Annotated in this window: 14 protein-coding genes; all 14 read left to right on the plus strand. The window is 63.7% G+C overall.

Annotation, left to right across the window (positions count from 1 at the left end; translation table 11 throughout):
• Positions 1 to 53 precede the first annotated feature (53 nt).
• The 14 genes from dnaK to gloA all read left to right on the plus strand — a co-directional run bounded on the left by dnaK (position 54) and on the right by gloA (position 14330).
• Complete coding sequence (gene dnaK, locus JNO50_RS04450) at positions 54 to 1970, plus strand: molecular chaperone DnaK (RefSeq protein ID WP_189535102.1); 1917 nt, start codon at positions 54 to 56, stop codon at positions 1968 to 1970.
• A gap of 71 nt (positions 1971 to 2041) precedes the next feature.
• Positions 2042 to 3169, plus strand: a complete 1128-nt coding sequence (gene dnaJ, locus JNO50_RS04455; protein WP_189535103.1) for a molecular chaperone DnaJ — start codon at positions 2042 to 2044, stop codon at positions 3167 to 3169.
• Between the two features lie 199 nt (positions 3170 to 3368).
• Complete coding sequence (locus JNO50_RS04460) at positions 3369 to 3554, plus strand: hypothetical protein (protein ID WP_189535105.1); 186 nt, start codon at positions 3369 to 3371, stop codon at positions 3552 to 3554.
• Between the two features lie 20 nt (positions 3555 to 3574).
• Positions 3575 to 4591, plus strand: coding sequence for a porphobilinogen synthase (gene hemB / locus JNO50_RS04465; protein ID WP_189535107.1), 1017 nt, complete (start codon positions 3575 to 3577; stop codon positions 4589 to 4591).
• 20 nt (positions 4592 to 4611) lie between these two features.
• A complete protein-coding gene (locus tag JNO50_RS04470; protein WP_189535109.1) occupies positions 4612 to 5817 on the plus strand; it encodes a glycine C-acetyltransferase in 1206 nt (401 codons plus the stop codon).
• A 72-nt stretch (positions 5818 to 5889) separates the two neighbouring features.
• A complete protein-coding gene (gene tdh, locus JNO50_RS04475; RefSeq protein WP_189535111.1) occupies positions 5890 to 6927 on the plus strand; it encodes an L-threonine 3-dehydrogenase in 1038 nt (345 codons plus the stop codon).
• A 174-nt stretch (positions 6928 to 7101) separates the two neighbouring features.
• Entirely contained in the window at positions 7102 to 8418 is a 1317-nt protein-coding gene (hemG, locus tag JNO50_RS04480) for a protoporphyrinogen oxidase (protein ID WP_189535113.1), read from the plus strand.
• A 76-nt stretch (positions 8419 to 8494) separates the two neighbouring features.
• On the plus strand, positions 8495 to 9385 hold the full coding sequence (gene glyQ, locus JNO50_RS04485) for a glycine--tRNA ligase subunit alpha (RefSeq protein WP_189535115.1): 891 nt from the start codon (positions 8495 to 8497) through the stop codon (positions 9383 to 9385).
• Between the two features lie 5 nt (positions 9386 to 9390).
• Positions 9391 to 9831, plus strand: a complete 441-nt coding sequence (locus JNO50_RS04490) for a surface-adhesin E family protein (RefSeq protein WP_189535116.1) — start codon at positions 9391 to 9393, stop codon at positions 9829 to 9831.
• A gap of 2 nt (positions 9832 to 9833) precedes the next feature.
• A complete protein-coding gene (gene glyS, locus JNO50_RS04495; RefSeq protein ID WP_189535117.1) occupies positions 9834 to 11894 on the plus strand; it encodes a glycine--tRNA ligase subunit beta in 2061 nt (686 codons plus the stop codon).
• Between the two features lie 14 nt (positions 11895 to 11908).
• Positions 11909 to 12457 (plus strand): D-glycero-beta-D-manno-heptose 1,7-bisphosphate 7-phosphatase, encoded by a 549-nt coding sequence (gene gmhB, locus JNO50_RS04500; RefSeq protein WP_189535119.1) that lies wholly within the window; start codon positions 11909 to 11911, stop codon positions 12455 to 12457.
• Between the two features lie 12 nt (positions 12458 to 12469).
• Entirely contained in the window at positions 12470 to 13240 is a 771-nt protein-coding gene (locus JNO50_RS04505; RefSeq protein ID WP_189535120.1) for a lysophospholipid acyltransferase family protein, read from the plus strand.
• Entirely contained in the window at positions 13218 to 13907 is a 690-nt protein-coding gene (locus tag JNO50_RS04510) for a M48 family metallopeptidase (RefSeq protein WP_229804759.1), read from the plus strand. The genes JNO50_RS04505 and JNO50_RS04510 overlap by 23 nt, the downstream gene beginning before the upstream one ends.
• A 33-nt stretch (positions 13908 to 13940) precedes the next feature.
• Positions 13941 to 14330, plus strand: coding sequence for a lactoylglutathione lyase (gloA, locus tag JNO50_RS04515; RefSeq protein WP_189535124.1), 390 nt, complete (start codon positions 13941 to 13943; stop codon positions 14328 to 14330).
• Positions 14331 to 14363: the final 33 nt, after the last annotated feature.

Below are 14363 nucleotides of genomic sequence, written 5' to 3' on the forward strand. Positions count from 1 at the left end.
AGATGGCCGGTTTCTTCCGGTCAACCAGGATTTGAAAATAAGGAATTGAGATTATGGGCAAAATCATCGGTATCGACCTTGGCACCACCAACTCGTGCGTTGCCGTCATCGAAAACGGCAACCCGAAAGTGATCGAGAACGCCGAAGGCGCGCGCACCACGCCGTCCCTCATCGCCTACATGGAAGACGGCGAGATCCTGGTCGGCGCGCCGGCCAAGCGCCAGGCCGTCACCAACCCGCGCAATACCCTCTATGCGATCAAGCGCCTGATCGGCCGCCGCTTCGAAGACAAGGAAGTGCAGAAGGACATCGACCTGATGCCTTACGAAATCAAGAAGGCCGGCAATGGCGACGCCTGGGTGTCGGTTCGCGGTCAGGACCTCGCTCCGCCGCAAATTTCCGCCGAAGTGCTGCGCAAGATGAAAAAGGCCGCCGAGGACTACCTGGGCGAGGAAGTGACCGAAGCCGTCATCACCGTGCCGGCCTACTTCAACGACAGCCAGCGCCAGGCCACCAAGGACGCCGGCCGCATCGCCGGTCTGGAAGTGAAGCGCATCATCAACGAACCGACCGCCGCCGCGCTGGCGTTCGGTCTGGCCAAGCAGGAAGGCGACCGCAAGATCGCCGTGTATGACCTGGGCGGCGGTACCTTCGACATTTCCATCATCGAGATCGCCGACGTCGATGGCGAGCACCAGTTCGAAGTGCTGTCCACCAACGGCGATACCTTCCTGGGCGGCGAAGACTTCGACCAGCGCCTCATCGACTACATCATCGGCGAATTCAAGCGCGAACAGGGCGTGGACCTGAAGAACGACGTGATGGCCCTGCAACGCCTGAAGGAAGCCGCGGAAAAGGCCAAGATCGAGCTGTCCTCCAGTCAGCAGACCGAGGTGACCCTGCCGTACATCACCATGGATGCGACCGGTCCGAAGCACCTGTCGATGAAGATCACCCGCGCCAAGTTCGAATCGCTGGTCGACGAACTGGTCGAGCGCTCCATCGAGCCGTGCCGCGTGGCCCTGAAGGACGCCGGCCTGTCCATCAACGATATCAGCGACGTGATCCTGGTCGGCGGTCAAACCCGCATGCCCAAGGTCATCGACAAGGTCAAGGAATTCTTCGGCAAGGAACCGCGCCGCGACGTGAACCCGGACGAAGCCGTGGCCGTCGGCGCCGCGATCCAGGGCTCCGTGCTCTCCGGCGAGCGCAAGGACGTGCTCCTGCTTGACGTGACCCCGCTGTCCCTGGGTATCGAAACCCTGGGCGGCGTGATGACCAAGCTGATTCAGAAGAACACCACGATCCCGACCAAGGCGACCCAGACCTTCTCGACCGCCGACGACAACCAGACCGCGGTGACCATCCACGTGCTGCAGGGCGAGCGCGAAAAGGCGGCGGCCAACAAGAGCCTTGGCCAGTTCAACCTGTCCGACATTCCGCCGGCGCCGCGCGGCATGCCGCAGATCGAGGTGACCTTCGACATCGACGCGAACGGCATCCTGCACGTCAGCGCCAAGGACAAGGCGACCGGCAAGCAGGCCAACATCACCATCCAGGCGTCCTCCGGCCTGTCCGAAGAGGAAATCCAGCGCATGGTGAAGGATGCCGAGGCCAACGCCGAGGAAGACAAGAAACTGCACGAACTGGTACAGGCCCGCAACCAGGCCGACACCCTGATCCACTCGGTGAAGAAATCGCTGGCCGACTACGGCGACAAGATCTCCGCCGACGAGAAAGCCGCCATCGAAACGGCCCTGAAGGAAGCCGAGGAAGTGGCCAAGGGCGACGACAAGGCCGTGATCGAAGCCAAGGTCGAAGCGCTGATGCAGGCGTCCCACAAGCTGGCCGAGAAAATGTACGCCGACCAGCAGGCCGACGGCGCCGAAGGCGGCGCATCCGCCGAAGCCAAGAAGGACGATGGCAACGTGGTTGACGCCGAGTTCGAAGAAGTCAAGGACAAGAAGTAAGCTTTCCCGGCCAAAGGCGGGCGCGGCCGGAGCCGCGTCCGCCTTTTCGCGGATGACAGAAACGGAACTGTATGTCAAAACGTGATTACTACGATGTGTTGGGGGTGAACCGCGACGCGTCGGAAGACGACATCAAGAAGGCCTACCGCAAGCTGGCGATGAAGTACCATCCGGACCGCAATCCGGACAGCAAGGAAGCCGAAGAGCGGTTCAAGGAAGTCAAGGAAGCCTACGAGATTCTCTCCGACGCCCAGAAACGGTCCGCCTACGACCAGTTCGGCCATGCCGGTGTCGATCCCAACGCCGGCGCGCGCGGTGGCGGTGCCGGCTTCGGCGATTTCGCCGATGCGTTCTCGGACATTTTCGGGGATATCTTCGGTGGTGGCCGTGGCGGCCAGGGCGGACGGTCCAACGTCTACCGCGGCGCGGACCTGCGCTACAACCTGGAAATCACGCTGGAAGAGGCGGCCCGCGGCTGCGAACGGCAAATCCGCATTCCGTCGCATGAAAACTGCGACGTGTGCCATGGCACCGGCGCCAAACCCGGCACCCAGCCGAAAACCTGCTCGACCTGCGGCGGGCATGGCCAGGTGCGGATGAGCCAGGGGTTCTTCTCCATCCAGCAGACTTGTCCGACCTGCCACGGCAGCGGCAAGGAAATTTCCGATCCGTGCGTGAAATGCCGCGGCGCGGGTCAGGTGAAGACCAACAAGACGCTGAACGTGAAAATCCCGGCCGGCGTCGACGAGGGCGACCGCATCCGCCTGTCCGGCGAGGGCGAACCCGGTCAGAACGGCGGTCCCGCGGGCGACCTGTACGTGGTTACCCACATCAAGCCGCACGCCGTATTCCAGCGGGATGGCAAGGATCTGCATTGTGAAATGCCGGTCAGCTTCGCCACCGCGGCGCTGGGCGGAGAGGTGGAAATCCCGACCCTCGACGGCGTGGTGAAGGTGAAAATCTCGCCGGAGACCCAGACCGGACGCGTCTATCGCGTGCGCGGAAAAGGTATCAAGGCGATCCGCGGCAACGATTATGGCGACCTGATGTGCCATATCGTGGTGGAAACCCCGGTCAGCCTGACCGAACGTCAGAAAGAGCTCCTGCAGGAGTTCGAGGCGATCAGCCAGGGCGACAGCGCCAAGCACAACCCGCGCGCCAAGTCGTTCATGGACAAGCTCAAGGATTTCTTCGCCTGAGAATCATGCGTCGTCAACCGCCCCCGCCGGACAGTGCTCCGCCGGGGGCTTTTGTTTTCCGGTCATGATGTTGTGGCTATTCATAACGTGTTATTGATCTCTTTTTCAATGACGAAAGGATTGTCTCATCCCGCAAAGGATGGGCACCAACCGGCAACCGGCGTACAATAGGCACGTTTAAAACCCACGGACTGAAAACATGGATCTGGTTCATTCGACCGGGTTTTGGGTCGTGATCATTCTGGGGCCGCTCGGTACCGTTCTCGGAATTTTCGCCCGGTTGTCGCAGAAGGAGCCACCTCCTGTCCTGCCGCCCGGCGTCGCTCCGGGAACGACACGGCCCCGCGCCGAAAAGGGCGACCCGCCGGCTTCCGATAACCCTTGAGAACTTCGAGTCTGACCATCATGATTTTTGCCAACCGCCGTTTCCCCGCCGCCCGTCCGCGCCGCATGCGCAAGGATGATTTTTCCCGCCGCCTGATGCGCGAGCATACCCTGACGCCGAACGACCTGATCTATCCGGTCTTCGTGCTCGCCGGTGAAAAACGCTCCGAGCCGGTGTCGTCCATGCCCGGCGTGAACCGCCAGAGCATCGATGTGCTGCTGCGCACCGCGGAAGAAATGCTGGAACTCGGCATTCCGATGATTTCGCTGTTCCCGTACATCGAATCGGGCAAGACACCGCTCGCCGAAGCCGCCTACGATCCGGAAGGTCTGATTCCGTCCGCCGTGCGCGCGCTCAAGTCGCGTTTCCCCGAGCTGGGCGTGATGACCGACCTTGCTCTCGATACCTATACCTCGCATGGCCAGGACGGCATCATCGATGAGAGCGGTTATGTCCTCAACGACCTGACCACCGAGATCCTCGTCAAGCAGGGGCTGTGCCATGCCGAGGCGGGGGTCGACATGGTCGGACCCTCCGACATGATGGACGGCCGCATCGGCGCGATCCGCGAAGCGTTCGAAAACGCCGGGCTCATCCACACCCGGATTTTCGCGTACTCGGCGAAATACGCGTCGGCCTTCTACGGCCCCTTCCGCGAAGCGGTCGGTTCCGCCGCCAATCTTGGCAAGGCCGACAAGTACACCTACCAGATGGATCCGGCCAATATCGACGAAGCCGTGCAGGAAGTGGCGATGGACCTGGAGGAGGGGGCCGACATCGTGATGATCAAGCCGGGCATGCCTTACCTGGACGTGATCCGCCGCGTCAAGGACACCTTCCGCGTTCCGACCTACGCCTATCAGGTATCCGGCGAGTACGCGATGCTGCAGGCCGCGTTCCAGAACGGCTGGCTCAAGCGCGAGGCCTGTATCATGGAAAGCCTGCTCGCCTTCAAACGCGCGGGCGCCGATGGTATCCTCACCTACTTTGCCATGGACGCCGCCCGATTGATGAAAGAAGGCCGCGGCTACTACTGAGACATCCCCCGAGGTGAACCATGAACCATACTTATCTTGCCCACCTTGACGCCACGCTCGCCCAGATCCGCGCCGACGGCTTCGAAAAACCCGAGCGGGTGATCGCCGGCGCGCAAAGCGCCGACGTCGCGCTGGCGGGCGGCAAGCGCGTCCTGAACTTCTGCGCCAACAACTACCTGGGACTCGCCGACGACGCCCGCCTGGTTGAGGCCGCCAGGAAGGGACTCGACCAGTACGGTTACGGTTGCGCCTCGGTGCGTTTCATCTGCGGTACCCAGTCGGTGCACAAGGAGCTCGAGGGGGCCATTTCGGCCTTCCTCGGCACCGACGACACCATCCTCTACTCCAGCTGCTTCGACGCCAACGGCGGTGTGTTCGAGACGCTGCTCGGCGAAGAGGACGCGGTGATTTCCGATGAGCTGAACCACGCGTCCATCATCGACGGGGTGCGGCTGTGCAAGGCGCGCCGTTTCCGCTACAAGAACAACGACATGGCCGATCTGGAAGCCCAGCTCAAGGCGGCCGATGCCGCCGGCGCGCGCTTCAAGCTGGTGGTCACCGACGGAGTGTTTTCCATGGACGGCATCATCGCCGACCTGAAAACCCTGTGCGATGTGGCGGACCGCTACGGCGCGCTGGTCATGGTCGACGATTCGCACGCCGTCGGTTTCATCGGCGAAACCGGCGCGGGCACGCCAGAGCTGTGCGGTGTCGCCGATCGCGTGGATATCTACACCGGCACGCTGGGCAAGGCGCTGGGCGGCGCTTCGGGCGGGTATGTGTCTGGCCGCCGGCAGATCGTCGATCTGTTGCGCCAGCGCTCGCGCCCCTACCTGTTCTCGAACAGCCTCGCGCCTGCGATCACGGCGGCCAGTCTGGAAGTGTTCCGCATCCTCAAGGAAGACGGCGCCGAACTGCGCGCCCGTCTCAAACGCAACGCCGAGCACTTCCGCCGCGATATGGCCGCCGCCGGCTTTACGCTGGTGCCCGGCCAGCATCCGATCATTCCGGTCATGCTGGGCGACGCGCGTCTCGCCTCCGAGATGGCGGCCGCGCTGCTGGCCGAGGGGGTGTACGTGGTCGGTTTCTCCTTCCCGGTCGTTCCCAAGGGCAAGGCGCGCATCCGCACGCAGATGTCCGCCGCGCACACTCCGGAGCAAATCGACCGCACCGTGGCCGCCTTCATCCGGGTCGGCCGCGAGCTGGGTGTGATCAAGCACGCCTGAGCAACTGACGCATCCGACGATCACAATGACAACAGACCGGCGCCCCGAGGGAGCGCCGGCAGGAGACATGGCATGAAAGTGCTATCCAAACTGAAATCCGAGCGCGGCCTGTGGATGGCCGACGCGCCGGTGCCGGAAGTCGGCCCGAACGACCTGTTGATCCGCATCCGCAAAACGGCGATCTGCGGCACCGACATTCACATCTACAGCTGGGACGAGTGGGCGAAAAAAACCATTCCCGTGCCGATGCATGTCGGCCATGAGTACGTCGGCACCGTGGCCGGCATGGGCTCCGAAGTCCGCGGCTTCAAAATCGGCGACCGCGTATCCGGCGAAGGGCATATCACCTGCGGGCACTGCCGCAACTGCCGCGCCGGGCGCCGGCATCTGTGCCGCAACACCGTCGGCGTGGGGGTCAATCGCGAAGGCGCGTTCGCCGAGTATCTGGTGATCCCGGCTTTCAACGCCTTCCCCATTCCCGACGATATTTCCGATGATCTGGCGGCGATTTTCGATCCGTTCGGCAATGCGGTGCATACCGCGCTGTCCTTCAACCTGGTCGGCGAAGACGTGCTGATCACCGGCGCGGGTCCGATCGGCATCATGGCCGTGGCGATCGCCCGCCATGTCGGCGCGCGCCATGTGGTGATCACCGACGTGAACGACTACCGTCTGGATCTGGCGCGCAAGATGGGCGCGACCCGCGCGGTGAACGTCGCCCGCGAAGATCTGCGCGCGGTGATGGCGGAACTGGGCATGACCGAAGGCTTCGATGTCGGCCTGGAAATGTCCGGCAATCCCCAGGCGTTCCGCCAGATGCTCGACACCATGAACCATGGCGGCAAGGTGGCGCTGCTGGGCATTCCGCCGGCCGATACGTCGATCGACTGGAACCACGTGATTTTCAAGGGACTGGAGATCAAGGGCATCTACGGCCGCGAAATGTTCGAGACCTGGTACAAGATGGTTGCCCTGTTGCAATCCGGACTCGATATCTCGCCGATCATTACCCATCATTTCCCGGTCGATCGTTTCGAAGAGGGGTTCGAGGCGATGCTCTCGGGCCAGTCCGGCAAGGTCATTCTCGATTGGGCCGACGCGGCGGTCTGATCGCCCGGTCAAACGGAGCAAGCACGGAGCCGTACGGCGACTCCGTGTTTTTTGTTTATAAACCAGTTTTGATTATTCTTTTTGTATAAAAGATTGACCCGTTGATGGCAGTCAACGCCGGTCTCCCGGCTCCTCGTGAGAATGAGGCGGAAACAATAAGTGGGAACTGGGGACATGATTGCCGTTATCGGGGCCGGGATTTCCGGCCTGTCCTGCGCCTGGTGGTTGAAAGAGGCGGGACTGGATGTCGAAGTATTCGAAGCGGAGCCGCATTGCGGCGGTAAAGTGGATACGGTCAGCGATGTCGGCGCGTGTTTCGAAACCGGACCCAACACCTTGCTGTTGAATGCCGGACATCGCGAGTGGCTGACAAAACTCGATCTGACGGTGGTGCCGGCCAACGCGATCACCGGCAACCGCTTCATCCTGCGCAACGGGCGCTACCGCATGCTGCCCGCCGGTCCGGTCTCCTTCCTGTTCTCTCCTCTCTTTTCCGCGCGGGCCAAGTGGTGCCTGCTTCGCGAACCCTGGCGCCGGCCCGTCGCGCCGCCGCACGAAACGGTGGCGGATTTTTTCCGGCGACGGCTCAATGATGAGTGGGTGGACACATTGGTCAGTCCCTTTGTCGCCGGCATCTACGCGGGCAATCCCGACACTTTGCTGATGGAGGAGTGTCTTCCCTCCATGCAGCGGGCCGAGCAACGCTCGGGTTCGCTGGTCGGCGGCATGGCGTCGGCGCTGTGCTCCGGCGCGCTCAAACGCCGCGAGGCCTGTACGATCGAAGGGGGGCTCGCCGCCTTGCCAAGAGCGCTGTCGCGCGGCATGAACCTGCATGCCGCGGAGCGGGTCGAGCGCCTGGTTAGGCAGTCCAGCGGCTGGGGGATCGAAACCCGGCACGGCCTGTACCGGGCCGAAGAGGTCGTGCTGGCGGTGCCCGCACCCGAGGCATCCTGTTTGCTGAAAGACGCTTTCCCCGACCTTGCCGGAGCGCTGGACGCCATTGTGTATGCGCCCATGGCCGTTGTGATGTCGCTGGGGGCCCGCGCCGACATGACGCGGCCCATACGCGGATTCGGCGGGCTCAATCCGGTTCGCGAGTCGCCCTTCGCCGCCGGTCACCTGATGGCGGGCGACATGTTCGACGACCGCTGCTCCATCGACGACTATCTGATCGCGAGTTATGTGGGCGGCGAGCTCTTTCGCGACCGTTACGCGCTGTCCGACGCGGGCCTGCTCGATGCCTTGAACCGCGAGCTGGCCGCCTTGTTCGGCCTGACACGGGCGCCGCGCCGGCAGTGGCTGGTCCGTCATGAGGCGGCGTTGCCACAGGCCACGGCGGCGATGCCCGCGGTGCGCCGTCACCTGGCCGCCCTGGATGACACGGGGCTGCATGTGTGCGCCAACTGGCTTGGCGGGGTGTCGGTGCCGGACTGCCTGGACAAGGGCCGCGATCTCGCCGCGCGTTTTGTCCGGCGCTATCTGGCCCTCTGAAACAGGAGTCGGCTTTTCCCGCACCGCGTGAACCGGTAGAATCGATCTTTATTTCTTTATCTATCGATCAGCGGTCATGCTTACTTTCCAGGAAATCATCCTTACGCTGCAGAACTATTGGAACCGTCAGGGCTGCGCCTTGCTGCAACCTTACGATATGGAGATGGGCGCTGGTACTTCGCATACCGCCACTTTCCTGCGATCCATCGGACCCGAGCCGTGGAACGCGGCCTATGTCCAGCCCTCGCGTCGTCCGAAAGACGGCCGTTACGGCGAAAACCCCAACCGTCTGCAACACTATTACCAGTTCCAGGTCGTGCTCAAGCCGTCGCCGGACAATATCCAGGACCTGTACCTGGGGTCGCTGAAGGAACTGGGCATCGATCCGACCGTGCACGATATCCGCTTCGTCGAGGATGATTGGGAAAACCCGACCCTGGGCGCCTGGGGCCTGGGCTGGGAAGTCTGGCTCAACGGCATGGAAGTGACGCAGTTCACCTACTTCCAGCAGGTCGGCGGCCTCGATTGCAAGCCGGTGCTCGGCGAGATCACCTATGGTCTCGAGCGTCTGGCCATGTACCTGCAGGGCGTGGAGAACGTCTACGACCTGACCTGGACCGTGTACCCGAACGGCCAGAAGGTCAGCTACGGCGACGTGTTCCATCAGAACGAGGTCGAGCAGTCCCGCTACAACTTCGAACACTCCAACGTGCCGTTCCTGTTCGAGCAGTTCAACCATTTCGAGGCGGAGTCGCGCCGCCTGCTCGAGGCCGGGCTCGCGCTGCCGGGCTATGAAATGATCCTGAAAGCCGCCCACACTTTCAACATGCTCGATGCCCGCGGCGCGATCTCGGTGACCGAGCGCGCGGCCTACATCGGACGCATCCGCGCCCTGGCGCGCCAGGTGGCCCAGGCCTACCACGACTCCCGCGAGGCGCTCGGTTTCCCGATGTGCCGGAAGGACTGAACACCATGAAACGCAGGACCTTCGTCCCTTGCCTGACGCTGCTGGCGGGAACCGCCTTCGCCGCGCCGATGTCCGACTGGGTGGTCTACCAGCAGGGCAGCGCGCTGGAGCTGGCGGTCGACCGCAATGCCATCGGCCTCGACAAGGACGGTCTGGTCCGCTTCGTCAACCAGGAGCGGTTTGCCGAACGCCAGCATGACAAGGATCATGATGTGGACTTCCACATCCGCCGCGTCGAAGGGGTCGCCGACTGCAACAAGGCGACCTATGCCTTCACCAGCGTGTCGTTCTACAGCAAGAGCAACCGCCACGTCTGGTCGCAGATGTACCCGGTGCCCCGCTACGCCTGGCGCTGGGAGCCGGTCGTTTCCGGCTCCGTCGCCCATGCCATGATGCGCCAAGTCTGCACCCTGGCCCGATCCGCCCCCAAAACACGAACCGAATGAACATGAACGCCACTTTGCTGATTGAGCTTCTGACCGAGGAGCTGCCGCCCAAGGCCCTGTCGAAACTGGCCGACAGTTTCGCCTCCACCATTACCGACGAACTGAAAAAGCTGCAGTTCGCCGATGCCGCCGCCGAGCCGGCGATTTTCGCCAGCCCTCGGCGCCTGGCGGTATCCCTGCCCGGCGTGCTCGCCATTCAGCCCGAACAGCGCATCGTGCGCAAGGGACCGGCGGTGTCCGCCGGTATGAAGGATGGCCAGCCGACTCCCGCGCTCGCCGGTTTCGCCCGTTCCTGCGGCGTGGATGTTTCCGCTCTGACCACCCTGCACGACGGCAAGCAGGATGTGTACGCCTACTCGTCGGTCAAACCGGGCGAGACGCTGGATGCCGTGCTGGCCGGCATCGTCGCCACCGCCCTGAAAAAACTCCCGGCGCCCAAGATGATGCGCTGGGGCGACTCCGAGCACCAGTTCGTGCGACCCGTGCACGGCCTGATGATGCTGCACGGCGACCGCGTGGTCGAAGGCGGCGTGCTCGGCCTGTCGAGCGGCAGGACGACGCGCGGTCACCGCTTCCTGTCCTCCGGCGAGGTGACCGTGCCGGATGCCGGAAGCTACGCGCGCGTGCTCTTCGAGCAGGGCAAGGTGGTGGCGAGCTTCGCGGCCCGCCGTGAACTGATCGGCCGGCGTCTTGCCGAGGCCGCCGACAGGCTTGGCGCCCGCATCGCGGCCGACGATGCCCTGTTCGATGAGGTGGCCGGGCTTGTCGAGTGGCCCGTGGTGCTGGAGGCCGGCTTCGAGGAGGACTTCCTCAAAGTGCCCCAGGAGTGCCTGATCCTGACCATGCAGCAAAACCAGAAGTACTTCCCGCTGCTGGATGCCCGGGGCCGCCTGCTGAACCGTTTCCTGCTGGTGTCCAACCTGGAAGCCGGGGACCCGTCGCATATCGTGCGCGGCAACGAGCGCGTGCTTCGTGCCCGGCTGTCCGACGCGCGCTTCTTCTTCGAGCAGGACGGAAAGACCCGCCTCGAGGACCGTCTGCCGCGTCTTGGCGAGGTGGTCTACCACAACCGCATCGGTACGCAGCTGGAGCGCATCGGCCGTCTGGAGACCATCGCCGCGTCGATCGCCCGCGAACTGGGCTGCGACGAGGCGCTGGCGCGCCGCGCCGCGCGCCTTGCCAAGGCCGATCTGGTTTCCGATATGGTGGGCGAGTTCCCCGAACTGCAGGGCGTGATGGGCATGTACTATGCCCGCCACGATGGCGAAGCGGAGGAGGTGGCGCTGGCGATCGAAGGGCACTATCACCCGCGCTTCGCCGGCGACAGCCTGCCGGAGGGCCCGATCGCCACCGCCGTTTCGCTGGCGGACAAACTGGAAACCCTGGTGGGCATCTGGGGTATCGGCCTCGTGCCGACCGGCGACAAGGACCCGTTCGCGCTGCGCCGCGCCGCCCTCGGCGTGCTGCGCATGGCGCTGACCCTGCCGCTTGACCTGAAAACCCTGATCGGCGCGACGGCGGCGGCCTTCCCGGAAGGCAAGCTCTCCGCCACGGTGGGCGAAGAGGTGTTCGCGTTCTGCCTCGAGCGCCTGAAGCACTACCTGGCCGGCGACTACCAGGGCGACGAGATCGATGCCGTGCTGGCGCTCGTGCCGAGCCGCCTTGACGAGATCGGCGCGGTGCTCGACGCCGTGTCGGCGTTCAAGGCGCTGCCCGAAGCCTCGGCGCTCGCCGCGGCCAACAAGCGTGTCGGCAACATTCTGCGCAAGGCCGAAACCGAGCCGGGCAAGGTGGATGCCTCGCTGCTTTGCGAAGACGCGGAAAAGGCGCTCTTTGGCGCGGTCGACCGCGTCGCGCCGGACGTCGAGGCGCGCTTCGCGGCGCGCGACTTCGCCGGAGCCCTGTCCTTGCTCGCCACGCTCAAGGTGCCGGTCGACGCGTTCTTCGACGGCGTGATGGTGATGGCCGACGACGCGGCGGTCCGCGCCAACCGCATCGCGCTCTTGGCGCGTCTGGCGGGGCTTTTCAACCGGGTTGCCGACATTTCGCTCTTGGCGGATTGACAGGGAGGGCTGCCATGAAACTCGTCATTCTCGATCGCGACGGTGTGATCAACGAAGATCGCGACGACTTCGTGAAGAACACCACCGAGTGGGTGCCGATCGAACACAGTCTGGAAGCGATCGCCAACCTCACGCAATCGGGGTGGCGGGTCGTGGTGGCCACCAACCAGTCCGGTATCGCCCGCGGGCTGTTCGATGTGCACGCGCTCAATGCGATGCACGAGAAAATGCACCGCCTCGTCAACCAGGCCGGCGGCAGGATCGACGCCGTCGTGTTCTGCCCGCACAAGCCGGACGACGAATGCGAGTGCCGCAAGCCCCTGCCGGGCATGGTCAACGAGATCGCCGAGCGTTTCAACGCCCGCCTGGAAGGGCTGCCGCTGATCGGCGACAGCCTGCGCGATCTCGTGTCCATCGACGCGGTGGGCGGCCAGCCCATTCTGGTGCGCACCGGGAAAGGCGAGGCGACCCTCGCCAAGGGCGGTCTGCCGGACGGCAGCCTTGTGTTCAACGACCTGTTCGATGCGGCCGAGTACCTCATCGAATCGCGCCAATCCTCGTAAACGGAAAACCGCATGCTGTTGATCCGCAACCTGTTGTACTGGCTCGTGGTGGTGTTCATCACGCCGGTCTTTTTCGTGCTGCTGATGATTTCGCTGCCCTTGCCGCGCCGCCGGCGGCATATCTTCGGTGTGACCTGGGCGATGACCCTGCTGTGGACGCTCGAGCACGTGGTCGGGCTCAAATGGCGCGTGATCGGCGCGGAGAACATTCCCGACACGCCGTCGGTGATCTGCTCCAAGCACCAGTCCGGTTGGGAGACCTTCGCCCTCCAGAAAATCTTCCCCTACCAAATCTATGTCGCCAAGCGCGAATTGTTGTGGATTCCGCTGTTCGGCTGGGGCCTTGCCGCGATGAATCCGATCACCATCAATCGCAGTGATCGGGCACGTTCGAACCAGCAGATCATCGAACAGGGTCGCGAGCGCCTATCGCACGGTTTCTGGATCACGGTGTTTCCGGAAGGGACGCGCGTGCCCCCGGGGGTGCCGGGCAAATACAAGCTGGGCGCCGCGCGCATCGCCACCACGCTCGGCATGCCGCTGGTTCCGGTGGCCCACAATGCCGGTGAATTCTGGGCGCGCAACGCGTTTCTCAAGCATCCCGGCCTGATCACCGTGGTGGTCGGCAAGCCGATCCTGCCGGTCGACGGCGCGACGCCCGAGAGCATGATGGCCGAGGCCTCGGCATGGATCGAGGCCCGCCAGAGCGAGATCGGCGGCACCGGTCCCAATGCGCATCCCGGGCAGAAGCGGGTCCACAGTGAAGACACTCGCGCTGCCTGACGCGAATCTGGCCGTCACGGTGATTCGCCGCCCGCGTAAAAGCATCGGCTTGCGGGTGACGGCAGAAGGGGTCGAATTGATCGCGCATCCGCGCGTATCGAGCGAAACCCTGCAGGAAATATTGCTGACAAAGCGTGATTGGATACTCAAGCACCATGCCCGTTTACTGGAGCAGCGGGCAAATGCTGACACCGATCGGCGAAATGTGACGATTGTCGGGGAACCCCTGCCAATTGTTCAAGTCGAAGGAATACGCCGTATCGCCAGAAGGCTGCCGGACCGCATAGAAATCGCGGGAGCCGCCGATGGCGATGCCCTGCGGGACGCGGTATCCCGTCTGCTCAGGCGCGAAGCCGCGCTGCTGTTTCCGGCGCGGCTGGCGCGTTTTGTTCCGGTCCTCAAACGCCAGCCCGGCCGGCTGTTGCTGTCCTCGGCCCGTTCCCGTTGGGGCAGCTGCTCGGCCGCCGGGGCGGTGCGCCTGAACTGGCGCCTGATCCAGGCGCCCCTGCCGGTGCTGGACTATGTGCTGGCCCATGAATTGGCCCACCTGGTGCACATGAACCATTCGCCCGCTTTCTGGGAGGAGACCGCCCGCCTGTGTCCCGATTGGCGGGATCGGCGGCGCTGGCTCAAGGATCATGGAAGCGGGCTGTTCGATTTTGGATGACGGGTCGCGGCCTGTCGAAACCTGGAGAAAATCATGCGTCTTTTGCATACCATGCTGCGAGTCGGCAACCTTGAACGTTCCCTGGCCTTCTATACCGAGGTGATGGGCATGCGGCTTCTGCGCCGCAACGATTTTCCAGAGGGACGCTTCACGCTGGCGTTTGTCGGCTACGGCGATGAAGAAGACAACACGGTGATCGAGTTGACCCACAACTGGGATACCGAAAGCTATGACCTGGGCAATGGCTTCGGCCATCTGGCCGTCGAGGTTCCCGATGCCCATGCCGCCTGTGAGGCGGTGCGCGCCAAGGGCGGCAAGGTGGTGCGCGAAGCCGGTCCGATGAAACATGGCACCACGGTCATCGCTTTCGTCGAGGATCCGGACGGTTACAAGATCGAATTCATCCAGCGCGGTACCCGGTAATCCGGTTCAGTTTTCGACCAGGCCGGTACTCCC

It is taken from the genome of Paludibacterium paludis (genome assembly GCF_018802605.1).
Taxonomy (GTDB): Bacteria; Pseudomonadota; Gammaproteobacteria; order Burkholderiales; family Chromobacteriaceae; genus Paludibacterium; species Paludibacterium paludis.